This is a genomic window from Nonomuraea sp. NPDC049649 (genome assembly GCF_040675175.1).
Lineage (GTDB): Bacteria > Actinomycetota > Actinomycetes > Streptosporangiales > Streptosporangiaceae > Nonomuraea.
On sequence record NZ_JBFAOH010000011.1, the window covers coordinates 123,450 to 144,837 of the forward strand.

The following is a 21,388-nucleotide window of genomic DNA, read 5'->3' on the forward strand; positions in this document are numbered from 1 at the left end:
CCACTGAACTGCACGCTGGTGAGGGCGCGGCGATCAGCGAAGGCCTCGGACGTGCGGTTCAAGATCGCGGACAGCTCACGACGGCTGGTCCCGTACGAGTGACACTTCACCCGCCTGGACAGTCCGACCGGGATCGGGCCGGGACCTGGCTGAGGGGTCAGGCGGGAGGGTCAGGGGTGTGCTCGATCGCCGTGAGAAGGGGCAGGAGCCACGACGCGCGAGGTGGGCCCATGGCGGCGTCGAGTTCGCTGGGGACGGGCATGCGGCCGTCCAGGACCGCCGGGGGCAGCAGGTGCTGGAGGGCGTGCATGAGCAGGTTGGCCATCGAGTAGTGGGGGTCGATCGTCAGCGCCCGTTCCAGGGCGATGGTGGCCAGGATGCTGTCACCGGCCCGCCACGCCGCCATGGCCAGGAGAGACGCCGCCGGGGGTACGAAGCCGGGCTCCAGGCGGCGGGTGAGGTCCTTCCAGAGCGGGATGTGGGAGTCGTCCATCATGGTCCAGGCCTCGTCCCGGATCCTGATGACCATGAGGTCGAGGCCCAGCCGGGCGGCTTCGGCATCATCCAGTCGGTCTCCCTCGGCCGCGCGGGCCATCGCCGCCCGGACGCGAGCGAGCCCTTGAGCGACGAACTCCCCGGCGAACTCGTCCGCGGCAGGCTGACCGGCGAACCCGCCGATTCCCGAGGACGCGGCAGCCGGTTCACCGGCGGGAGAGACCGCGGCCAACGCTCCAGCGGCGGTGCGGAAGGCCGCGATCGCCTCGGCCGTCGCCCGGCTCATCGACTGGCGTGGGGGGCCTGTGATCGGGGCGACGGTGCGTTGCAGGGTCTGGCGGTCGGGGAGGGCGACGAGGCCGCGGACGGTCGCCTCGGCGGCCACGCGGCTGCTCAGCGGATCGTACGGGGTGCCGTCGGGCGGGCAGCAGGTGGCGCTGTCGCACACGTACGACCAGTAGCGGCCGTCGTGGGCGCGGAGCGCTTCCGCGACCTCGACCCCGGCGACGGCGGCCGTCGCGGTGGCCTCGTCGACGGCGGGGGTGACGGCCTCTCCGGGGCCGTAGCCGACGATGACGGCCTGGGTGATCTGCTCGCGTTCGAAGAGCCGGGTCAGGGGGGCGAGTGTGCCGGGCGGCATGGGGACGTTCCAGCGGGCGGCCACCTTGGCCTGGCTGTGGGCGAGGCCGACCACGATGAGGCTGTCGGCGGGGTGGAAGCCGACGAGGTAGGGCACGGCGGCGAGGATGTCGGCCGGGCTGGTGAGTGTGAGGCAGGCGGCGGAGATGTCGGTCGTCATGGGCACCGAGGGTGCCGTGCGGTGGGCCCGCGCCGATGACCCGAAGCCGGTTCTGTGGATGAGTGACCGAGAAAGCCGTCCGCCTGTGGACAGGCTCAGGCCGCGAGGCGGTCCCGTACCATCATCGCCGCGCCCGCGACCGCCGCCGGCATGGCCACGATCGCCACCAGCGGCAGCATGAACAGCAGGAACACCACCACGCCGAAGCCGAGCGACACCGGCAGGTTGGCGCGGAGCACGCGGAAGCGCTCCTTGCGGAGCATCCCGCGCCGCTCCAGCGCGAGCGTGCTCAGCTCGACCGTCAGGAAGAACCCCGACACGGCGGCCCCGACCACCGGCACCACGGTCTGCCCCAGCACGGGCACGAAACCGAGGACGAGCAGCGGCACGGTGAACAGCAGCACGTACCAGAGCGTGACCAGGCTGTCCTTGATGGACCGGGGCAGCGTCTGCCACCAGGGCGGCCCGTCGGGCTCCTCGATGCCGTCGGCCAGCGACGACAGCTTCTCGTAGAACGGCTCCCCGATGGTGAGGGTGACCGCCGCGAAGGTGAGCACCGACACCGCCAGCCCGCCGAGGAACAGCGCGACGGCCACCGCCCCCCGGAACTCCCCGCGCCAGGACCAGGAGTCGGCGAACGGGGTGAGGAGTTCGGCCAGCGTCAGCGCGTTGGTGCCGAGCAGGATCAGCGCGACCACGTACACGGCGAACGCGATCACGGCGGGGATCAGCCCGAACAGCCACCACCGACCGTTCCTGGCAGCCCAGGCGACGCCTTTCAGGAAGAAGCCGACACCGGTGCAGAAGTCGCGCAGCGATCGCATGCCCGGCAGGCTAGCGCCAGAACGCGCTGACCGTGTATCCGAGCTGGTCGAACAGGTCGCGCAGCAGCGGCAGCGAGAGACCCAGCACGTTGCCGTGGTCACCCTCGATGCCCTCGACGAACCAGCCGCCGCGTCCTTCGATGCTGAACCCTCCGGCCAGGTTGAGCGGCTCGCCGGTGGCGACGTAGGCGGCGATCTCCTCCTCGGAGGGGCTGCCGAAGTGGACGACGGTGGTGGCGGTCTCGGCGGCCTGCTTGCCCGCGGCGACGTCGATCACGCAGTGGCCGGTGACGAGCCGCCCGGTGCGGCCGCGCAGGATGCGCCAGCGCTCGGTCGCTTCCTCGGGGGTGCCGGGCTTGCCGTAGCCGCGGCCGTCGAGCTCCAGGATGGAGTCGCAGCCGATGACCAGGCCGTCTTCCAGCTCGCCGGCCACCTTCTCGGCCTTGGCCTTGGCCAGGACGAGGCTGAGCGCGGCGGGTGAGTAGGCGGTGAAGGCGTCCTCGTCGACGCCGCTCACGATCACCTTGGGATCGAGGCCCGCGCTGCGCAGCAGGGCCAGGCGGGCGGCGGACGCTGAGGCCAGAACGATCATCCGGCCAGCTTACCGTTCACCAGACCGTGCCCCGTGCCCTGGTGGCATGCGGCTCGGGCAGGTCGCCGAAGGCGTCGGCGAGGAGGCCGGCCAGTTCGCGGGGCAGCGTGGCGCGTTCGCGGCCGAGTTCGGCGGCCATCTCGTCGGTGCTCATGCCGGCCTCGTTGGCCCGGACGGCGAGCAGGGACATCACCATGGGGGCGAGCAGGGCCAGCAGCCGCATGACGGCGCCCGGGTCGAGGCCGGAGAGCCGGGCCAGCCCGTAGGCGGCTGTCTCGGTGCCCTGGCCGCCGAGCACGTGGGCGAGGATGTTCTGGCCGTCGCGGGCCAGGGAGGCGACGTCGCCGTTGAACGGGTCGGCGTCGGTGTGCTCGTCGAGCGCGGCGCGCAGGGCCTCGGCGGCGTCGGGATGCTCGGCGTCGCGGGCCATGCCGCCGACGATCATTCCGGCGGCGGCCGCGATCGCGTCGCGGGCCCTTCCGGGGTCGGTCGAGAGCATCCCGCCGATCTGCTCCAGGCCGGGATCGCCCAGTTCGGCGAGAAGCCGGTCGGTAAGTCTCACGGCAGTCCCCCGATCTTCGTCCCGGTTGACGTTCCCTGAGCGTTGCCGGGTTAAGTCCGGAGACTTCCTAACTTTTCGCCAATTCTCCGGGGCCGGGCTCCAGGGCCTGTTCCCCGAGCCCGGCGGCGGTGTAGGCGCTCTCCTGGTCGAGCGTCTCGTGCTCCAGCAGGGCCGCCACGATGCTTTCGAGCTTGTCGCGGTTCTCCCGCAAAATGCGGACGGCGTCCTCGTAGCACTCGTCCACGATGCGCCGCGCCTCCTCGTCCACGATGGCCAGCATGGCGGGCGAGGCCTGCGGCTGCTGCCCGTCACTGGGCAGGATGGAGAGCGGGCCGACCTTCTGCGACATGCCCCAGCGGCCCACCATGCCGCGGGCGATCATGGTGACCTGTTCGAGGTCGCTCTCGGCGCCGGTGGTGATGACGCCGTAGATGACGTCCTCGGCCGCCATGCCGCCGAGCGCCCCGGTGATGCGGCCGCGCAGGTAGCGCTCGTCGTAGGCGTAGCGGTCGGTCTCGGGCGTGGAGAGGGTGACGCCGAGCGCCCGGCCGCGCGGGATGATGGAGATCTTCCGGACCGGGTCGGCGCCCGGCAGCAGCATGCCGAGCAGGGCGTGACCGGCCTCGTGGTAGGCGGTCCTGACCCGTTCCTCGTCGGGCATGACGATGCTGCGGGCGGCGCCGAGCTGGAGCTTCTCCAGCGCGTCGGAGAAGTCGGCGGCGGCGACCTTCTCCCTGCCGCGCTTGGCGGCCAGCAGCGCCGCCTCGTTGACGAGGTTGGCCAGGTCGGCGCCGGTCATGCCGGGGGTGGTCCGGGCGATCCGGTCGAGGCTGACGCCCTCGTCCAGCGGCACGCCGCGGGTGTGGACGGCGAGGATCGCGGCGCGCCCGGCCGCGTCGGGCAGCCCGACCTGGACGGTCCGGTCGAACCGGCCGGGGCGCAGCAGCGCCTTGTCGAGGATCTCCGGCCGGTTGGTGGCGCCGATGACGATGACACCCTCCGCGCCGGAGAAGCCGTCCATCTCGGTGAGGATCTGGTTGAGGGTCTGCTCGCGCTCGTCGTGGCCGCCGACGCCGCCGGAGCCGCCGCGGGCGCGGCCGATGGCGTCGATCTCGTCGATGAAGACGATGGACGGCGCGACCTTGCGCGCCTCCTCGAACAGGTCTCGTACGCGGGAGGCGCCGACGCCGACGATCATCTCGATGAACTCGGAGGCGCTGGCCGAGAAGAACGGCACCTTGGCCTCACCGGCGACGGCCCTGGCGAGCAGGGTCTTGCCGGTGCCGGGCGGCCCGGCCAGGAGCACGCCCTTGGGCAGCTTGGCGCCGAGCTTGCGGTACTTGTCCGGGTCCTTGAGGTAGTCGACGATCTCGACCAGCTCGTTCTCCACCTCGTCGATGCCGGCCACGTCGTCGAACGTGACGCGCACCTGCCCGGCCTCGACCGGCTTGGCGGCCTTCGACTTGCCGAGGCCGCCGAGCCCGCCGCCCATCATGCTGGCGCCCCTGCGCATGATCCAGATCCACAGGGCGGCCAGCAGCAGCACGGGGAAGAAGGCCAGCAGCAGGTTGAGGAAGAAGCCGCGGCCGGTGTCGAGCGGCTCGGCCCGGATCTCCACCGCGGCCGCGTCCAGCTGCCGGGAGAGCTGGTCGGTGTCGGCGAAGGTGGGGATCTCGGTACGGAACTCGGTGTAGGAGCGGTTGTCGCTGTCGGGGTCGCCGGCGGCCGACTTGAGCTTGCCCTCGACGGACAGGCCGGTGGCGTAGATCTCGCTGACGTTCTTGTCGTTCACCTGCTTGGTGAACTCGGTGTAGGAGATGGTCTCCACCTGGCCGGTGTCGAAGAACGACGACACCAGGAAGAAGACGGCGTACGCGGCGAGCATGGTGGCGGCGAACCGCCACCAGTTGATCTTGGGGCGACCGCCGGGGGTGCCGGGCAGTCCCTCGGCCCGCCACGGTCGCTTCTCCTTGCCGTTCTCGGCAGGTCGCGGCGGACCCGAGCGCTCCACGACGTCGTCACTCCCCAAATCGGCCGCCCTTCATCTCAACGCATGGCACGCACTCCGGCGATCACGCGGGGGATGTCGCGCCACCTGTCCCGTTGCGTGTCCGGCACTGTGATGAACACCAGTCCGGGCTTGGTCATTCCGCCGTCCACGACCATGACGGCGGCGCGGGAGCTGCGCTTTCCGTATTTCACCTGGTAGAGAAGCGCCCAGCCGTCCTTGATCCGCTGCGAGCCGAGCCAGCGGATCTCGGAGCCCTTCGGGTGGTGGTTGAGCGTCCACCGGGCGGCCAGCAGCGCGGTGTCGCGGTCGGACTTCTGCGGCTTGATCGGCACCGGGGCGCTGACCAGCATGCCGCGCGGGCCGCTGCGCGGCATGGGCAGCACCTGCCGGGTGCTGAAGGGGGCCGGGCCGGACGACTTCCAGGGCTTGGACAGCTTGGGCACGGCCAGGCCGGAGCGCTTGTCCTTGACGACGCTCTTGCCGGCGCGGGGCAGGGACAGGCGCTTGAGCTTGGCGGGCAGCCGGGGCAGGCGCTCGTCCGCGTACAGGGCCTCCATCGCGGTGTAGCCGGGCGCGAGCGACGTGCCGGGCGTGGGCGTGGGGCGCGGCGTCGTCGCACTCGGCGTAGGCGTCGGTGTCGGTGTCGGCGTCGGTGCGGTTTCGTCGCCGACGATGCCGGAGGCGGGCTCGACGGCAGGCGGGCCGGACGAGACAGGTACGGCCGATGGCGCGGCGACCGGCCGGGGCCCGGCCTCGTCCGGTCCCGAAGGGAGCACCAGGGCAACCCCGACGGCGGCGACCGCCACCGCCGCGACCACGGCGAGCCCCCGGTAGATCGCCCCCATCCGGATGTCTCCGATACGGGAGCGTCTGGGCGGCGAGGCAGGGATTCCCGGTCTGGCTTCGTTCTTCACAAGGGAACCTCTGGTCTCATCAACCCCATTGAGCACGACGGGAGCGTACGACAAAACCGGCCAATCTGCGGCCTATTGCTACCGAAGTGTCATCTTCGGTCAGCCCCGGGGGTTGGATCCGGCCCTCCTGATCACTTCTCCGCGGAGCCACGGCGCCTCGGCGACGAAGGTGTACGAACCGGGATCGATCTCGGTGAACCCGGCGTCCCGCACCACCGGCAGCCCCGCCCCCACCCGGGCCGCGAACCCGCCAGGGTCGGCCGTACGCACCGACACGGCCAGCCCCCGCGCCCGCCAGGCCTCGCGCCCGGCCGCGTCGCTGGCCCACCAGGCGAGCTGGGCGGCGTGCCCGGCCTGCGCCATAGCCTTGCCCGCGGACATGCGCAGCGCGGGGTTCTCCCACAGGACCGGCGGCACGGCCGGTCCCGGCTCGGCGGTGTCGGCCAGCTCGGTGCCCGACACCTGCAGCCGCGCCAGATCCCTGGGCCAGCCGTCGAGCGGGACGGGCGGGTGGACCCGCACCTCGGCGGTGCGGTGGCTGACCGTGCGGCCGGGCAGCGCGACCGCCCGCCGCCACTCGGCGCCCCTGGCCCGGCGCACCACCTTCCGGATCCGGCCGGCCTGCCAGGCGCGCAGCTCCTCCGCCCACTCCCCCGGATCGTCGAGCAGGCCGAGCACCGCCATCGCGGCGGCCTCCAGGGCGTCGGTGCGCTCGGGCGGCGCGTCGCGCTCGATCCGCACCACGAGGGGCAGGACCATCTCTCCGGTGTCGTTCATCGGATCCCAGCATGCCCGATCCCGCCGGGGCCGGGAGTCAGGGAGCGGCCACGGGGTCGGTGATGCCGCCCGGGCAGGCGAGGGCCTCGACGTCCCAGCCCGCGAGCCGGGCGCCGGCCTCGTAGGCGCTCTGGTAGAAGCTCAGTACGGCGTCGCGCGGCGACTTCTCGGCCCGCGCGTCGTCGTACCGGAGGATGGCCAGGTGACTGCCGCGCTGCGGCACCCACTCGGCGGTCCCGGGCCGCAGAGGCTGGTCGGCCAGGCCCGGCGGCTCCGGAGCGGTGTAGGAGTAGAAGGCCGGTTCGGGGAAGGTGTCGTCGCCGAACCAGAAGCCGGAGCTGATCACCTCGCGCGAGTAGGCCTCCCGGGTCACCGGGTCGGCGTCGGCCGGCTGGTCGACCACCCGGTCGGAGAACCGGGTGCAGGCGATGTCGAAGGTGTGCCAGAAGTGGTGGACCGGGCTGACCTTGCCCGCGTAACCGGCGGCGAACTCCTCCAGCAGCAGGTTCACCTGGCTGAGCACCTGCCAGTAGCGGGTGGCCAGGACGGGGTCGTAGGCCGCGTGCTCGCTGTCGTCGGCGAACGGCCGGCCGGAGTCGGGCAGGTCGAACGGGTGCGGCAGGTCCGGCTCGGCCGTCACCCCGAGGAGTTCCAGAGCCCGCAGCGTCTCCCGGTAGAACGACGCCACGGAGTGGCCCTGCAGCGGGAAGGCCACTTCCCTGCCGTCGAGGGACGAGACGACCAGCCGGTGGCCGACGAGGTCGAAGTCGACGGTGAAGATCGGCCCGCCGTCGGCCCGTCCCGTCGGGCGGGTGGTGATCCCCCGCCCGGTCAGGTGGAACGGCACGTGCCACCAGTGGTTGCGCCGGATTCCCGCCGCCAGCCGGATCTTGCCGACGATCTGGGTGAAGCGGTGCAGCGTGGCCTTGGTGTCCTGCCACTCGGCGAGCGGAATCGCGGGAAACAGTTCCATGCCCTCACCCTCCCCAGCCCCGTCCGAACCATGAGCGACTGTGGCAAAGTAGGGCGGTGACGCTCACCAACTGGGCGGGAAACACCGCCTTCACGGCAGCCCGGATTCACCACCCCACCTCCCTCGACGAACTCCGGCGCCTGGTCGCGGACGCACCGCGGGTGCGCGCGCTGGGCAGCGGTCACTCCTTCAACGACGTCGCCGACTCCCCCGGCGAGCTGGTGCGGCTGGATCGCATGCCGCACCTGGTCGAGATCGACAGCGCGGCGGCCCGGGTGCGGGTCGGGGCGGCGACCACGTACGCGCGGCTCGCCACCGAGCTGCACGCGGCCGGGTTCGCGCTGGCGAACCTGGCGTCGCTGCCGCACATCTCGGTGGCGGGCTCGGTCGCCACCGGCACCCACGGTTCGGGGCCGGGCAACCAGAGCCTGTCCGCCGCCGTCCGCGCCCTGGAGCTGGTCACCGCCGACGGCTCCCTGGTCACCCTGGAACGCGGCCACGACGACTTCCCCGGCGCGGTGGTCGCCCTCGGCGCGCTCGGCGTGGTGACCGCGCTCACGCTGGATCTGGTCCCGGCGTTCGAGCTCCGCCAGTACGTACGAGAAGACCTGCCGGACGACGCCCCGCTCGACGAGGTCATGGCCGACGGCTACAGCGTCAGCCTGTTCACCGACTACCGCGGCACCCGGGCCTGGATCAAGCGCCGCGACGAGCTGCCCGGCGGCGACTGGCACGGCGCCCGGCCGGCGGACGGCCCGCGCCACCCCGTACCGGGCATGCCCGCCGAGAGCTGCACCGCGCAGCTCGGCGTGCCGGGGCCATGGCACGAGCGGCTGCCGCACTTCCGCCCCGACGCGCCGCCCAGCAGCGCCGGGAACGAGCTGCAGTCGGAGTGGCTGCTGGACCGCGCGGACGGCGCCGCCGCGCTGCGCGAGCTGCGCGCCGCGGGCGACCGGATCCGGCCGGTGCTGCAGATCTCGGAGGTGCGCACGATCGCGGCCGACGACCTGTGGCTCAGTCCTTCGTACGGGCGGGACAGCGTGGCGTTCCACTTCACCTGGGTCAAGGACCCGGAGGCGGTGCTGCCCGTGATCAAGCTGGTGGAGGACGTGCTGGCGCCGTTCGGCCCGAGGCCGCACTGGGGCAAGCTGTTCAGCCGCCGCCCGGCCGTCCCGGACCGCTTCCGCGACCTGGTGCGCCGCTACGACCCGGACGGCGTCTTCGCCAACGCCTTCACCCGGACCCTCCTGGAGACCTGACGCCCCGCCCGCCGGATGTTAGCCGCGGCTTCTCAGCGGCAGGAATCAGGCATGTACATCTGGGGGGTACAGACCGTCCTGCCGGACCACCGGTACGAGCAGGAGGAGATCACCGAGGCGTTCGCCCGGCTCACCAACGCCGACGAGGGGCTGCTGAAACGGTTCCACACGGCCACCGGCGTGACCGGCCGGAACCTGGCGCTGCCGCTGGAGGAGTACGCCAAGCTCGACTCGTTCGGCCGGGCCAACGAGGTCTACGCCGAGGTCGCGCTGGATCTGGGTGAGCGGGCGATCGCCGGGGCTCTGGAGAAGGCGGGGCTGCCTCCGGAGCGGGTCGACCATCTGGTGTTCTGCTCCACCACCGGGATGGCCACGCCGTCGCTGGACGCCCGGCTGGCCCAGCGGGCGGGGCTGCGGGCCGACGTCAAGCGGGTGCCGGTGTTCGGGCTGGGCTGCGCCGCCGGGGCGGCCGGGCTGGCGCGGCTGCACGACTATCTGCGGGGCTGGCCCGGCCAGGTGGCGCTGCTCGTCTGCGTCGAGCTCTGCTCGCTCACCGTGCAGCGCGACGACACCTCGATCGCGAACCTGGTCGCCAGCGGCCTGTTCGGCGACGGCGCCGCGGCGGTGGTGGCGACCGGGCACGGCACCGGCCGCGAGGTGGTGGCCACCCGCAGCAGGCTCTATCCCGGCACCGAGCGAATGATGGGCTGGGAGATCGGCGAGCACGGCTTCCGCATCGTGCTCGACGCCGAGCTGCCCGACTTCGTGGACCGGGTGCTGGCCCCCGACGTCGCGGCCTTCCTCGCCGACAACGGCCTCACCCCCGGCCAGGTCGGCACCTGGATCTGCCATCCCGGCGGCCCGAAGGTGATCGACAAGCTCGCGGCGGCGCTGGAGCTGCCCCCCGAGGCGCTGGAGGTGACGTGGCGGTCGCTGCGCGATCACGGCAACCTGTCGTCGGTGTCGGTGCTCCACGTGCTGCAGGAGACGCGCGGGCGCAGGGACCAGCCCGCCGTGCTGATGGCGCTGGGGCCGGGCTTCTCCGCCGAGCTGCTCCTGCTGCACTGGTGATCAGGACGCGGGCTTCGACACGGGGATCCGTTCCAGCCCTTCCGGCTTCTTCCCCGGGTAGACGCCGGTCAGCAGCGAGCTCACCGTGTACAGGTGCCAGGCCAGGGCGGGCTTCTTGACCACCGGGTCGGCGAACAGGGCGCGCACCTGGTCCGGGTTCACGATCGGCGTCAGCACGTCCAGGTTGTCCAGCACCTGCCGGCGCAGAATGTCCGTCAGGTCCGGGCCGGGGCTGGTCCGCCAGCTCCAGCCGCCGCCGGTGCGCAGCGTCGGCATGTGGGCCGGGGGCCGCTGGGTCCGCCGCCACCAGCGCGACGGCTGCTTCTCCAGGGCGTCGGCGAACCGCCACGGCTTGCCCTCGATCGGCACGTCCCGCAACTGGGGAGCGAACCGCAGGATGAGCGCGTAGATCACCTCTTCGGACAGCCGCCAGGCCTGATCCAGCTCCAGCGCGGCCCGTACCACGCGGTTGTCCAGGAACGGCCGGACCGGGTCGCCGCGGCGCAGCGACCCCGCGCGGGCGCTGGCCTGCCAGCGGCCCACCTTGTACCAGACGTATATGTGGTCCAGCGCCTCCAGCCGGTCCGCCTTGTCCAGCCACGGCCGGGCCAGCTCGCGGGCGTGCTCGTTCGCCTCCTCGGTGAACAGCTGCCCGTCCTTGCAGAACGTGGTGGTGATGCGGCGCAGCAGCGCCTTGTCGCTCAGGTCCTTCTGCAGCAGGTTCAGGCTGCCCGCGCGGAGCGTCTCGCCGCTCTGCCCGGACATGGTCGGCTTGCCGGAGTAGGGCAGGTAGCTCACGATCGACTCGTACGCGGACGTCATGCCCTCGCACGTCCGCAGCGTCTCCCAGACCCGGTCCAGCGGGTGCTCCACCAGCACGGCGTCCTGCCCGGCCGTCTGCGGCGGCGCGATCACCGTGTACTCCACGCCGAGACGGCCGGCGATCTGCCGGGCCAGGATCACGTCCGGGTGCGTGTCGAGCCCGTTCGTGGTCACCCGGAACGGCACCTCCGCCGCGTACAGCAGCGCCGCCAGGATGCGGGTGTCGCGCCCGCCGGTGAGCGCCAGGTTGACCGGCTCGCCGAGGCCACGCAGCGGGGCGACGGTGGCCAGCAGCGCGTCGGCCAGCTCGCCGATCGCCCGGCGCTTGCCCCGCTCCGACGTGGGCGCGGGCTCCGCGCTCGGCATCGGCGTCTCGGTGATCACGCGCCGCCCGTCGCGCACGTCCAGCCGCGTGCTCGGGCGCAGCGCCGACACTCCCTTGTACGGGGTCTCGTCCGACAGGAAGAAGCCCTGGCGGATCATGCTCTGCAGGGCGAGCACGTCGTGCTCCACCCGGTCGCCCTCCTGGGCGGCCAGGTGCACCAGCAGGGCCCGGCTGCCGGCGATGTGCAGCTCGGGCGTCTCGGCGTAGAACACCGGGCAGACCCGGTTGATCGCGGTCGCCGCGGAGAACACCCCGTCGCCCGCCACCCACGCGGAGAAGCAGCCGCCGACGCCCTCGCCGAGCGGGTCGCCGATCAGCCGGCCGGCGTCGTCCGGGTCGGCCAGGTGGCCGTTGATCCCGAGCACCCGCCCGTCCGACTCCCACAGCAGCGGCGGCCGGCGCGAGTCGTCCGGCTCGTTCGTCCACGCCAGCAGGGACACGCCGCGGCCGTGCCACTCACGCCCGCGGATCACCTCCGGCGGGACCGGGAACACCGTCTCGACGGCGGAACGGACCTTCTCCAGGACCCGGGCCGGAACCTCCCGGCCCTTCGCGGCCAGACCCACATAGATACGCACGGCACCCATGCCTACAGGAAACGACCACTCTGTGACAATCGATCACGTAAGAGTCGCGGTTTGTGCTCGCTTGCGTCACCGGCCCGGCGCGGCCCCTCCAAAGCCCGTCCAACGGGGTGGAGGTGACAGCACCATGAGAACACGCTCGCTGGCCGCCATCGGCCTCGCGGCACTGCTGGCTCTCACCGCGTGCAGCGGACCGGGCGGAACCGCCCAGGAACACCCCGCGCCCATGCGGCCGGAGGCGTCAGGCACCACCAGCGCCCGGATCTCCACGTTCGCCCTCGACGTGGACACCGCCTCGTACTCCTACACCCGCCGCGCCCTGCGCGAAGGACGCCGGCCCGAACCCGGCCACGTCAGGCCCGAGGAGTTCGTCAACTCCTTCCGCCAGGACTACGCCGAACCCCGCGACAACGGCTTCACCGTGCACACCGACGGCGCCCGGCTGCCCGGCCGCGACCGCGCCGTGCTCCGCGTCGGCCTGCAGACCCGCGGCACCGGCGCCGAGGCCCGCCGGCCCGCCAACCTGACCTTCGTCGTCGACGTCTCCGGCTCCATGGGCGAGCCCGGCCGCCTCGACCTGGTCAAGCAGTCGCTGCACACCCTGCTCGACCAGCTCACCCCCGGCGACCAGGTCGCCATCGCCGCCTTCAGCGACCAAGCCGAACTGCTCGCCGCCATGACCCCGCTCGCCGCCAGAGACGACCTGCACGCCGCCGTCGACCGGCTCGTCACCCAGGGCGGCACCAACCTCGAAGCCGGGCTCGTCCTCGGCTACGACGAAGCCTCCCGCGCCTACCGGCCCGCCGCCACCAACCGGGTCATCCTGCTCTCCGACGGCCTCGCCAACCAGGGCGACACCGGCTGGCAGGGCATCCTCGACCGGGTCAAGGAACGCGCCGCCAGACAGATCACCATGCTCACCGTCGGCGTCGGCCGCGAGTACGGCGACGAACTCATGGAACAGCTGGCCGACAACGGCGACGGCGCCGCCCTCTACGTGTCCACCGTCGACGAGGCCCGCCGGGCCTTCGTCACCCGGCTGCCCGCCACCCTCGAACTCCGCGCCCGCGACGCCAAGGCCCAGGTCGAGTTCAACCCCGCGGCCGTCGAGGAGTACCACCTCATCGGGTACGAGAACCGCGCGCTGGAGACGGAGGAGTTCCGCGACGACAGCGCCGACGGCGGCGAGGTCGGGCCCGGCCACTCCGTCACCGCCCTGTACGCGCTCACCCTCAAGCCCGGCGCCGAAGGCCACCTCGCCACCGCCACCGTCCGCTGGCAGGACCCCGACACCCGGCAGCCCTCCGAGACCTCCGACTCGGTCGACGTGGGCGCCCTGTCGGGCGAACTCTGGTCCGACGCGCCGCTCCGGCTCCAGATCGACGTCGTCGCCGCCGCCTTCGCCCTGCACCTGCGCGACGGCGAGGCCTTCGGCCTCGACCTGCCCTCCCTCGGCGAGCACGCCGGCCGCCTCGCCCGCGCCGCCGAGGACCCCATGGTCACCGAACTCGCCGGCCTCATCACCCAGGCCCGCGAGGTGCGCTGACCATCCGCCGCTGCCTGCCCCCGTGCACAAAGCGGTACGAGAGAGGTCGGGAGGTCCGATACACTGGGGCACGCAGCGATGCGAGGGGCTATGGCGCAGTTGGTAGCGCGCTTCCATGGCATGGAAGAGGTCTGGGGTTCGAATCCCCATAGCTCCACCTAGATTCAATGGCCACAGCGGCACAGTTGAGCTTCCGCTATCGTCCGCGCCTCCGGCGCAAAGGGCTTCGCCCTCCAGCGCTCCGCGCCTTTCCAGCTCAGGCGTTCTTCCAGTCGGGCCGCCGGCCCGACCCCTGAAGGTCCTCGCTTCGCTCGGGCTGCCTCATGATCCGCTCGCGCCGCGTCGTAGGGCGGTTCGGGAAGGCCGCCTTGTAGGGCGGGTCGGAAGGCCACCTCGTAAGGCGGGTCGGAAGGCCACCTCGTAAGGCGGGCCAGAAAGCCACCCGAAAGGCGGGCCGAAAGATCACATCTAGGGCGGTTTCAGATAGCCGCATCCTTACCGCGTCTGGGTACTCTGCGGCGACAGCGAACTGGCCGAGGGCTCGATCTGGAAGGTGGCCGAGCACGCCAGGCGGGTCAGACGGCGGAGAGCTGACACCAGACGATCTTGCCGACGCTGCCCGGACGCCGCCAGCCCCAGGACTTCGCCACGCTGTCCACGATGAGCAGCCCGCGCCCGCCCTCGTCGAAACAGTCGGCCCCCTCGCGCGGCACCGGCGGATCGGGGTCGCGGTCCCAGACCTCTATGAACGTCTCGTCGCCCGTGGTCGTCAGTAGTCATCCTGGACATGCGTACCCCGGATGGGAGGATGGTGCAGGTGACGATTTCCCGACGGGCCTTCGCTCAACTGCTCGCCTCCGGCGCGCTGTCCGCGCTCGCGCCCGGCGTCACCGACACCGACGAGGTCCGGCGGGTGGCCGGTGCGATCGAACGGCCCTCTCGTGTCGACGGGGAAGTGATCGGCTACTTCCGCCGGGTGCTGTCCGAGCACTACTCCGCCGACAAGATGCTCGGCCCGAGGTCACTGCTGCGGCCGGTGCTGGCGCAGATCGAAGTCCTCGACGACCTGCGCCGGTGCGCCGCGACCACGTACACCGATCCGCTGCTGCAGGTTCTCGCCCAGTACGGCGAGATGGCGGGCTGGCTCCACCAGGATCTGGGCGACCTCGGCGACGCGATGGCCTGGACCCGCCGGGCCGCCGAGTGGGCCGCCTGCGCGGGCGACACCCACCTGGCCGCCTACATGCTGGTGCGTCAGTCGAACATCGCCTGCCTCACGGGTGATCACGCCGCCGTCGTGCAGTTCGCGGCCGCCGCCCGCCGTCGCCCGGCCGAACTGGAGCCGAAACTGGCCGCGCTGGCCGCCCAGCAGCAGGCACGCGGGCTGGCCGGGCTCGGACAGCACCGACAGGCGTTCGCCCTGCTCGACGACGCGGCCGAACTCCTGCGCGCCCACCCGCACGTGACGCGCCCGGACGTGCCGGTCTACCTGCACCACTATGACCTGGACGCGCTGCGGGAGCAGTCGGCGGCCTGCTACCGGGCCATCGGCCGGGCCGACGTCGCCGCACGCATCCTCACCGAGCAGATCGCCAGACTGCCGGCCAGTGTGACGCGGGATCGCGGTCATCTGACCGCGAAGCTCGCGGTCGCCGTCGCCCAGTCCGAGGAGGACCCCGCCCGGGCCGCCCACCTCGGCCATGAGGCGCTCGAAGTCGCGGTCCGCACGGGTTCGGCGCGTATCCGGAGCGAGTTGCAGGCACTGGACGAGGAGTTGCAGGCGCGGTGGCCGGACCATGCCGAGGCCGGCGCCTTCCACGACGCGCTCACTGGCTGATCAGGGAGACCGGCCTCCTCGACCTCAGAAGCGTTCGGGCGTCAGGCTTTGTCCATGTTGGGCTCCACGCCTCCGCACGAAACCCGCATGATCTAGTTGAGGGGCGAATAGTAGTTCCCGGCGTTGCGTGACCGTTCATCGGCCAGGCGGGCGAACTCGGCAAGCGCTGGGTCCTCAGCATCCTTCGCCATATCGAGGACCTTGCGCCACTTGTCCACCTGGGCCGCGTACCCTTCCGGCCCGCTGTTGGCGACCAGCGCGAGCAGCGGGCGCGCCTCACCGCAGATCTCGGAAGACGAGACAGCGGGGGCACCACAGGCGGACAGAGCAAGCAGGGCACAACCGGCTAATACGGCTCTCTTCCGGAGGGTTCGGGGCGACATGGGCCTCTCCTGACTGAAGGCATGACAATTGACCGGCCCCACGGTAGCGGTCGCGGCCCACATCCATGCCGCATTCACTCCAAGCCGGATTTCACGCACATCGGCGTAGCGGATCTGACGCACATCGGCATACCGGATCTCACGCACGTCGGCTTCTCCGAGGCAATCAACCGAGCCGCATTGATCGCACCTGGGCATGCTCCGCGCGTAGGGCCCGCTCCACGGCCAGTTCAGCGCGGAGACCTGCTTGCTGCGCGGCCCTCAGCAGTTGGTTCTTCGTGGCGGCACCGCGATCCAGCAGTTCGGCGACAGCGGAGTCGATCAGGTCTTGGCCGGTGCCGTCGGCGGCGGTCTCCGCGATGGCGCGGACGGGTTTCGTCACCCGGAATCCCTCTCGCTCTTCGAGCTGATCATCCGTGAGCTCTGCCATGTGGAGAGCCAGCGCCGGATGCCGCCGGCGAAACCCGGGCGGAACCGTCAGGTGGATCTCGGCGGGATTGGCGATACCGAGATCGTGGACAGCGAGTGCGGTGGGCGTGGGACACCACCGCGAGCCCCTGACTCCACAGCGCCCACCGGACGAGATCATGCTCTTCACTCGGAAGGTCGATGAACTCCTGAAAGCGATAAATGCCGCGATCGACACGGATCCAGTTGCCGCGCTGTACGTGGAAGTACTGCGACTGATAGGTGTAGCCGTCCTCAAGAGCCTGGGCAGCGGTGAAGTAGCCACGCTGATGAGCCGCCCGACGCCAGAGCCGCACCCGAGGCTTGTCCCGTTGCGAATCCACACACTCCAGCGTGCCCGAACTAACAGAAGCTTTTAGGTTGATGTTCGATGCCTCCGACAACCTCCTATTTTGTTTCAGTTTCGAAGCCTGATCAGCCGATGACGTCCGCGACCGCCCACCGCCTTGGTCTCCCGCCGCGACCGGATTCAGGCCCTCGATTTCCGCCGTGCACGGTTAACTATTTGAGGATCATCGAATTCTCCACGATAGAGCGCGGACGCCACTGCCCTTCGGAGCGGCGAAGCGCATCATCAAAACAGCCCGAGCGGAGCGAGGACCGCCAGGGGTCGGGCCGGAGGCCCGACTGGGAGAACGCCTGAGCTGGAAAGGCGCGTAGCGCCTCGGAGGGCGAAGCCCTTTGAAAGACCGGGCACACATCCGGGGGCCACAAGGGCTACGGCGGCGGGAAATCCAAGTCGGCAACCGAGGCTGAGCAGCTTCAGTCCCGCTCCCACTGCCACATGCGCTCGCCGTCCTTGACGAGATCCGTAGGCCGTAGACCGATCCTGGCGGCTACCTTCATGGATGCCTGATGACCAGGGTGGATGTGGGCCTGGACGATACCGATCCCCTGGCCGCGCAGCCATTCGGCCATCGCCCCGGCGGCTTCCGAGGCATATCCGCGCCCCTGCCAGGCCGTCCCCACCACCCATGCGATCTCGGCCCGCCCGTCGGTGACGGTCGCCTGGACGGTGCCCACCGCCTGGCCGTCGTGCCTGCGCCGCAGGATCCAATTGAGCCAGTCCTGCCGGCCGTCCGGAGAGTGCCCCATGACCATCCGGGCATACCGCGACCGCAGGGCATCCAGGTCCGGCGGCCCTCCCCCGATGAAGGCGTACAGGTTCTCACCGGCGAGGACGTCCACCATGTCGTCGGCGTCCTCCACCGTGAGAGGCGCCAGCGTGAGCCGGTCGGCCTCGATCCGACCGGCGCTCACACGACGGCCGCCACCGCTGTATGGGTTCACGCGCTGGAGTCTTCCACGGGGCCGAGGCCGTCGGCCAGCCAGTTTTCCGCTGCCCGACAGGGGGCTTGTCCCGACCGGTCTGAAGCCGGTAGTGAGCGCCTCCAGGCGAAGCCGCCCAAGTAGAGGGTCTCCGTACAAGGAGCCGTTCACAGGGAAGCCTCGTGGAGCGTCTCCGTACAAAGGAGCCGTTCACGCGGAAGCCTTGGGAACGCGCAGGAAGCAGGCGACGAGCAGCCCCGCCACAACGGCGGCGGCGGCGTTGACGCCGATCGCGAAGCGGAGCCCGGGCAGCAGCGTCGTGGCCGCCCAGCCCGTGGCCAGCGCGGACATGACGGGGGTGCCGAGGGTGATGCCGACCTGCTGGCTCATCGTGACCAGCCCGGTGGCCAGTCCCTGCTGCTCGCCCGGGACGCCCGCGGTGGACGTCACGGTGTAGCCGACGATCGCGACGAGGTTCGCCACACCGCCGGCGAAGGTGACGATCAGCAGAGGCACGAGCCAGCCGCGGCTGTCACCGGCGAAGGCGAGGGGAAAGGTGGCGGCAGCCTGAACGACGAACCCGGCGACGATCGCGGCCTTCGCGCCGACCCTGCCGATGATCTTCGGTGCGACCAGGCCGCCGAGGACGGTCCCGGCCCCGAGGACGGCGAGGATCAGCCCGGCGGCCACCGCGGTGTAGCCGAGGATCTCCTGCAGATAGAGGGTCAGCAGGAACACCAGCGAAGTCTCGGTCGCGAAGGCCAGCAGCCCGGCGATGTTGCCCCAGGCGACGTTGCGCCGTTTGAGCAGGGCCGGCGCGATGAGGGGTGCCACGACCCGGGACTCGACGCCCCAGAAGACCGCGAACAGGACGATCGCCGCCAGGATCGGCCCCCAGGCCCCGACGCGGGTCCAGCCGCTGTGGCCGGCGGTGTCGATGCCGAGCACGAGGGCGGCCAGGGCCAGGGTGACGGTGATCGCGCCGAGGGCGTCGAGCTTCGGTCTGCGTCCGGCGGGTGGCTCGCGCAGCACGAACGGGGCGACGGCGAGCACGGCGGCGGCGATGACGACGTTGATGAAGAACGCCCACCGCCAGCTCACCGTGCCGGTGAGGACGCCGCCCAGCACGGCTCCCGTGGTGAATCCCGCGGCCATGAGGGCGCCGTTGAGGCCGAGTGCCCGGGAGCGGGCCGGGCCTTCCGGGAACATCGTGGTCATCAGCGACAGCGCGGCCGGGGTGACCATGACGGTGGCGATGCCCTGGCCGGCGCGGGCGGCCAGCATCAGGGCCGGTTCCTGGGCGAGCCCGCCGGCGAGTGAGGAGACGCCGAGCAGGACGACGCCGGCCAGGAAGAGCCGCCTGCGTCCGAACAGGTCGGCGGCGCGACGAACTCGGTCAGCCCGATCCCGAACCCGCCGACGCTGAGCGCGACCAACGCAGCCCTCCGATGACCGGCCGGCCGCTCCTCGATGTCCGCGCCCTCGATCCCCACAGTCATCGCCCTGCCTTCTCCTTCACTCGGGGTGGTCGGACTTGCCCGTCCACACTCCGCCCCGAGCGATACGGCAGCCAGCACTCTGCGCTGCCTAGCCTCGGCAGGGACACCCACGACAACGCGGAAACCCGTGCTCGCCCGGCTGGATCGCATGGAGTCTCATCTGAAGCAGATCCTGGCCGTCCTCGGCAGCACGCCGAACTAAAGGGCGCTTATCACCCGGCTCCATGGGGGCCGGGTTTTTCCGTGCCCACACCGTACGCGCGGAGGAAGGTGTCCACAGCGGCGTCGGCGATCCCGGCGAGGTCGTCGTCCGGCGGGGCGACCAAGGGCCAGCGCAGGTCGGCGGGGCCGGTGAGCAGGGCGAGGAGTTGCTCGGCCGCCACCGAGGGGTCGGCCGGGCGCAGGCGGCCGGCGAGGGCGAGGCGGGCCAGGCGGTCGGCGAGGGCTTCGGTGACGCGGTGGCCGGAGGGGCCGTGTACGAGAGAGAGCAGGTCCGGGAAGCGGGCCGCCTCGGCCGAGAGGAGGCGGCGGACGGCGCGGGCGCGTTCGTCGCAGTGGCAGCGGAGCAGGTCGAGCGCCACCTCCCGCAGGACGGGCTGGAGGTCGTCGCCGGGGTCGGTGAGGCGGTCGAGGGTGGCCAGGTGACGCCCGATGGCGGTGCGGGCGGCGGCGGTCATGGCCTCGCGGAACAGGGTGGCCTTATCGGTGAGGTGGTTGTAGACGGTGGGTTTGGCGACCCGGGCCTCGTCGGCGATTTCCTGGACGCAGGCCTGGTCGTAGCCGCGCCGGGCGAACACGGTGATCGCCGCGTCGAGGATGGCCTGCCGTTTGTCGATGCGGCCGCGAGGGGTGGGCATGGGCGCCATCCTACGTGGCTACTGAACTCGCCAGTTCAGTCTTACGGATCAGTACGTTAAGTTGAACCTATGAGTTCACTTTCCCGGTTAGTCGGAGTGGTCCTGCTGGGCGGGATGCTCGGCATCCTCAACAGCACGATGGTCGCCGTCGGGATCGACACCCTCGCCGCCGCTTTCGGCACGTCGCTCAGCGCGGCCGGCTGGATGTCGACCGGGTTCCTGCTGGCGGTGACCGCCGCCATCCCGGTCACCTCCTGGGCGGTCGACCGGTTCGGCGCCCGGCGGCTGTGGCTGTCCGGGCTGCTGGTGTTCCTCGCCGGGTCGCTCGGCGCGGGATCGGCCTGGGACGCGGGCAGCCTCGTCGGCTTCCGGGTGGTTCAGGGGCTGGGCACGGGTGTGCTGGATCCGCTGGTGCTCGTACTGCTCGCCCGCGCGGCCGGGCCGCGGCGGGCCGGGCGGGTGATGGGGCTGATGGGGGTGGTGCTCTCGCTGGGCCCGGTGCTCGGGCCCCTGGCCGGCGGGGCGCTGCTGGAGGCGTTCTCCTGGCGGTGGATGTTCCTGCTGAACGTGCCGGTCGGGGTGGTGGCCTACGCGCTGGCGCTGCGGGTGGTCCCGGACGATCCGCCGGACGGGCGGCGGGCGCGACTGGACATGATCGGCCTGGCGCTGCTCGCGCCGGGGTTCGCGGCGCTGGTGCTGGCGCTGTCGCAGGCGGCCGAGCAGGCCGCGTTCGGGGCGTGGCCGGTGCTCGTGCCGCTGGCGGCGGGGGTGGCGCTGCTGGCGGGGTACGGTCTGCACGCGCGGCGGGGGGAGCCGCTGATCGATCCGCGGCTGTTCGCCCGGCGCTCGTTCAGCGCGGCCGTGGTGGTCATGGGGCTGGTCGGGCTGGCCACGTTCGCCACCCTGTTCGCGCTGCCGCTGTTCTTCCGGCAGGTGCACGGAGTGGGCGAGCTGGCCGCCGGGATGCTGGTGGCGCCGGTGGGCGCGGGCGCGGCGGTGGCGATGCCGCTGGCCGGGCGGCTGTCGGACCGGCTCGGCGCGCGGGGCCTGGCGCTGGGCGGCGCGGTGGTGGCGGCGCTGGGCGGGGTCGCCTTCACGCAGGTCGGTCCCGGGACGGGGGTGGGGTGGCCGGTGCTGGCGGGCTGTGTCATGGGGCTCGGGCTGGGCTCCGTCGGCGCTCCGACGATGGGCTCGCTCTACCGGCTGCTGCCCGCGCCGCTGATCCCGCAGGGCAGCGCGGTGCTGTACATGCTGAACCAGCTCGGCGCGGCGCTGGGCATCGCGGTGGTCACGCTGATCGTGCAGAGGGCGGGCGATCCGGTGGGCGGGTTGCGCGGTGTCTTCTGGTTCGCCCTGGCGATGGTCGCGGTGATCCTGGCGGCGGCGCCACTGTTGCCCGGCCGCCCGGCTCCGGAGGCGCGGGCGGTCTCAGAAGACAGGGTGGGTTGAAAGGCGGGTCCC

General features: G+C 71.7%; 21 protein-coding genes and 1 tRNA gene. 6 read left to right on the forward strand and 16 right to left on the reverse strand.

The genetic code is table 11. The features are described 5' to 3' along the window. Positions 1-157 precede the first annotated feature (157 nt). From AB0J42_RS17195 to AB0J42_RS17230, 8 genes are all read right to left on the reverse strand, one after another. Positions 158-1,294, reverse strand: a complete 1,137-nt coding sequence (locus AB0J42_RS17195; RefSeq protein WP_364295002.1) for a DUF4192 domain-containing protein — start codon at positions 1,292-1,294, stop codon at positions 158-160. A 95-nt stretch (positions 1,295-1,389) separates the two neighbouring features. After that, complete coding sequence (locus AB0J42_RS17200) at positions 1,390-2,118, reverse strand: EI24 domain-containing protein (RefSeq protein ID WP_364295005.1); 729 nt, start codon at positions 2,116-2,118, stop codon at positions 1,390-1,392. Between the two features lie 10 nt (positions 2,119-2,128). After that, positions 2,129-2,710 carry a nucleoside triphosphate pyrophosphatase gene (locus tag AB0J42_RS17205; protein WP_364295008.1) on the reverse strand — a complete coding sequence of 194 codons (582 nt, stop codon included), beginning with the start codon at positions 2,708-2,710 and terminating at the stop codon, positions 2,129-2,131. A gap of 16 nt (positions 2,711-2,726) precedes the next feature. Continuing rightward, positions 2,727-3,272, reverse strand: coding sequence for a DUF937 domain-containing protein (locus AB0J42_RS17210; protein WP_364295011.1), 546 nt, complete (start codon positions 3,270-3,272; stop codon positions 2,727-2,729). Positions 3,273-3,339: 67 nt separating this feature from the next. Further along, a complete protein-coding gene (gene ftsH, locus AB0J42_RS17215; protein ID WP_364295014.1) occupies positions 3,340-5,283 on the reverse strand; it encodes an ATP-dependent zinc metalloprotease FtsH in 1,944 nt (647 codons plus the stop codon). A gap of 35 nt (positions 5,284-5,318) precedes the next feature. Beyond that, positions 5,319-6,128 (reverse strand): hypothetical protein, encoded by an 810-nt coding sequence (locus AB0J42_RS17220; RefSeq protein WP_364295017.1) that lies wholly within the window; start codon positions 6,126-6,128, stop codon positions 5,319-5,321. A gap of 168 nt (positions 6,129-6,296) precedes the next feature. After that, positions 6,297-6,974, reverse strand: a complete 678-nt coding sequence (locus AB0J42_RS17225; protein WP_364295021.1) for a peptidyl-tRNA hydrolase — start codon at positions 6,972-6,974, stop codon at positions 6,297-6,299. A 37-nt stretch (positions 6,975-7,011) separates the two neighbouring features. Continuing rightward, on the reverse strand, positions 7,012-7,947 hold the full coding sequence (locus AB0J42_RS17230) for a DUF5996 family protein (protein WP_364295024.1): 936 nt from the start codon (positions 7,945-7,947) through the stop codon (positions 7,012-7,014). Positions 7,948-8,003: 56 nt separating this feature from the next. On the opposite strand from AB0J42_RS17230, the gene AB0J42_RS17235 reads away from it, so the two are divergent. Then, on the forward strand, positions 8,004-9,206 hold the full coding sequence (locus AB0J42_RS17235) for an FAD-binding protein (RefSeq protein WP_364295027.1): 1,203 nt from the start codon (positions 8,004-8,006) through the stop codon (positions 9,204-9,206). A gap of 15 nt (positions 9,207-9,221) precedes the next feature. Continuing rightward, the gene (locus tag AB0J42_RS17240) at positions 9,222-10,277 is read left to right on the forward strand and encodes a 3-oxoacyl-[acyl-carrier-protein] synthase III C-terminal domain-containing protein (protein ID WP_364295030.1); all 1,056 of its coding nucleotides are present in this window, start codon (positions 9,222-9,224) and stop codon (positions 10,275-10,277) included. Here AB0J42_RS17240 and AB0J42_RS17245 read toward each other — a convergent pair whose 3' ends face one another. Next, the gene (locus AB0J42_RS17245) at positions 10,278-12,071 is read right to left on the reverse strand and encodes a hypothetical protein (protein WP_364295033.1); all 1,794 of its coding nucleotides are present in this window, start codon (positions 12,069-12,071) and stop codon (positions 10,278-10,280) included. Between the two features lie 124 nt (positions 12,072-12,195). Here AB0J42_RS17245 and AB0J42_RS17250 point away from each other — a divergent pair, with 124 nt between their 5' ends. Together AB0J42_RS17250 and AB0J42_RS17255 are read left to right on the forward strand one after the other, a co-directional pair. After that, positions 12,196-13,614: a von Willebrand factor type A domain-containing protein gene (locus tag AB0J42_RS17250; RefSeq protein WP_364295036.1), complete on the forward strand. Its 1,419-nt coding sequence runs from the start codon at positions 12,196-12,198 to the stop codon at positions 13,612-13,614. A gap of 84 nt (positions 13,615-13,698) precedes the next feature. Then, positions 13,699-13,771: transfer RNA gene (locus AB0J42_RS17255), tRNA-Ala, on the forward strand. A 418-nt stretch (positions 13,772-14,189) separates the two neighbouring features. Here AB0J42_RS17255 and AB0J42_RS17260 read toward each other — a convergent pair. Further along, the gene (locus tag AB0J42_RS17260; RefSeq protein WP_364295039.1) at positions 14,190-14,327 is read right to left on the reverse strand and encodes a hypothetical protein; all 138 of its coding nucleotides are present in this window, start codon (positions 14,325-14,327) and stop codon (positions 14,190-14,192) included. A 104-nt stretch (positions 14,328-14,431) separates the two neighbouring features. Here AB0J42_RS17260 and AB0J42_RS17265 point away from each other — a divergent pair, with 104 nt between their 5' ends. Further along, positions 14,432-15,451: a hypothetical protein gene (locus AB0J42_RS17265; protein WP_364295042.1), complete on the forward strand. Its 1,020-nt coding sequence runs from the start codon at positions 14,432-14,434 to the stop codon at positions 15,449-15,451. 92 nt (positions 15,452-15,543) lie between these two features. Here AB0J42_RS17265 and AB0J42_RS17270 read toward each other — a convergent pair whose 3' ends face one another. The 6 genes from AB0J42_RS17270 to AB0J42_RS17295 all read right to left on the reverse strand — a co-directional run bounded on the left by AB0J42_RS17270 (position 15,544) and on the right by AB0J42_RS17295 (position 19,927). After that, positions 15,544-15,981, reverse strand: coding sequence for a hypothetical protein (locus tag AB0J42_RS17270; protein ID WP_364295045.1), 438 nt, complete (start codon positions 15,979-15,981; stop codon positions 15,544-15,546). A gap of 19 nt (positions 15,982-16,000) precedes the next feature. Then, complete coding sequence (locus tag AB0J42_RS17275) at positions 16,001-16,480, reverse strand: hypothetical protein (RefSeq protein ID WP_364295048.1); 480 nt, start codon at positions 16,478-16,480, stop codon at positions 16,001-16,003. Positions 16,481-17,064: 584 nt separating this feature from the next. After that, complete coding sequence (locus AB0J42_RS17280) at positions 17,065-17,562, reverse strand: GNAT family N-acetyltransferase (protein ID WP_364295051.1); 498 nt, start codon at positions 17,560-17,562, stop codon at positions 17,065-17,067. 219 nt (positions 17,563-17,781) lie between these two features. Beyond that, positions 17,782-18,945 (reverse strand): MFS transporter, encoded by a 1,164-nt coding sequence (locus AB0J42_RS17285; RefSeq protein WP_364295241.1) that lies wholly within the window; start codon positions 18,943-18,945, stop codon positions 17,782-17,784. After that, entirely contained in the window at positions 18,855-19,070 is a 216-nt protein-coding gene (locus AB0J42_RS17290; protein ID WP_364295054.1) for a hypothetical protein, read from the reverse strand. The genes AB0J42_RS17285 and AB0J42_RS17290 overlap by 91 nt, the downstream gene beginning before the upstream one ends. A gap of 212 nt (positions 19,071-19,282) precedes the next feature. Beyond that, the gene (locus tag AB0J42_RS17295; protein WP_364295057.1) at positions 19,283-19,927 is read right to left on the reverse strand and encodes a TetR/AcrR family transcriptional regulator; all 645 of its coding nucleotides are present in this window, start codon (positions 19,925-19,927) and stop codon (positions 19,283-19,285) included. A gap of 69 nt (positions 19,928-19,996) precedes the next feature. On the opposite strand from AB0J42_RS17295, the gene AB0J42_RS17300 reads away from it, so the two are divergent. Next, positions 19,997-21,376 (forward strand): DHA2 family efflux MFS transporter permease subunit, encoded by a 1,380-nt coding sequence (locus tag AB0J42_RS17300; protein ID WP_364295059.1) that lies wholly within the window; start codon positions 19,997-19,999, stop codon positions 21,374-21,376. The last annotated feature ends 12 nt before the right edge of the window (positions 21,377-21,388 follow it).

Bases quoted from the DNA above. Each gene is read 5' to 3' on its own strand.
- AB0J42_RS17195 (WP_364295002.1), bottom strand. From the start codon at position 1,294: ATGACGACCGACATCTCCGCCGCCTGCCTCACACTCACCAGCCCGGCC.
- AB0J42_RS17200 (WP_364295005.1), bottom strand. From the start codon at position 2,118: ATGCGATCGCTGCGCGACTTCTGCACCGGTGTCGGCTTCTTCCTGAAA.
- AB0J42_RS17205 (WP_364295008.1), bottom strand. From the start codon at position 2,710: ATGATCGTTCTGGCCTCAGCGTCCGCCGCCCGCCTGGCCCTGCTGCGC.
- AB0J42_RS17220 (WP_364295017.1), bottom strand. From the start codon at position 6,128: ATGGGGGCGATCTACCGGGGGCTCGCCGTGGTCGCGGCGGTGGCGGTC.
- AB0J42_RS17225 (WP_364295021.1), bottom strand. From the start codon at position 6,974: ATGAACGACACCGGAGAGATGGTCCTGCCCCTCGTGGTGCGGATCGAG.
- AB0J42_RS17230 (WP_364295024.1), bottom strand. From the start codon at position 7,947: ATGGAACTGTTTCCCGCGATTCCGCTCGCCGAGTGGCAGGACACCAAG.
- AB0J42_RS17240 (WP_364295030.1), top strand. From the start codon at position 9,222: ATGTTAGCCGCGGCTTCTCAGCGGCAGGAATCAGGCATGTACATCTGG.
- AB0J42_RS17245 (WP_364295033.1), bottom strand. From the start codon at position 12,071: ATGGGTGCCGTGCGTATCTATGTGGGTCTGGCCGCGAAGGGCCGGGAG.
- AB0J42_RS17250 (WP_364295036.1), top strand. From the start codon at position 12,196: ATGAGAACACGCTCGCTGGCCGCCATCGGCCTCGCGGCACTGCTGGCT.
- AB0J42_RS17290 (WP_364295054.1), bottom strand. From the start codon at position 19,070: ATGACTGTGGGGATCGAGGGCGCGGACATCGAGGAGCGGCCGGCCGGT.
- AB0J42_RS17295 (WP_364295057.1), bottom strand. From the start codon at position 19,927: ATGCCCACCCCTCGCGGCCGCATCGACAAACGGCAGGCCATCCTCGAC.
- AB0J42_RS17300 (WP_364295059.1), top strand. From the start codon at position 19,997: ATGAGTTCACTTTCCCGGTTAGTCGGAGTGGTCCTGCTGGGCGGGATG.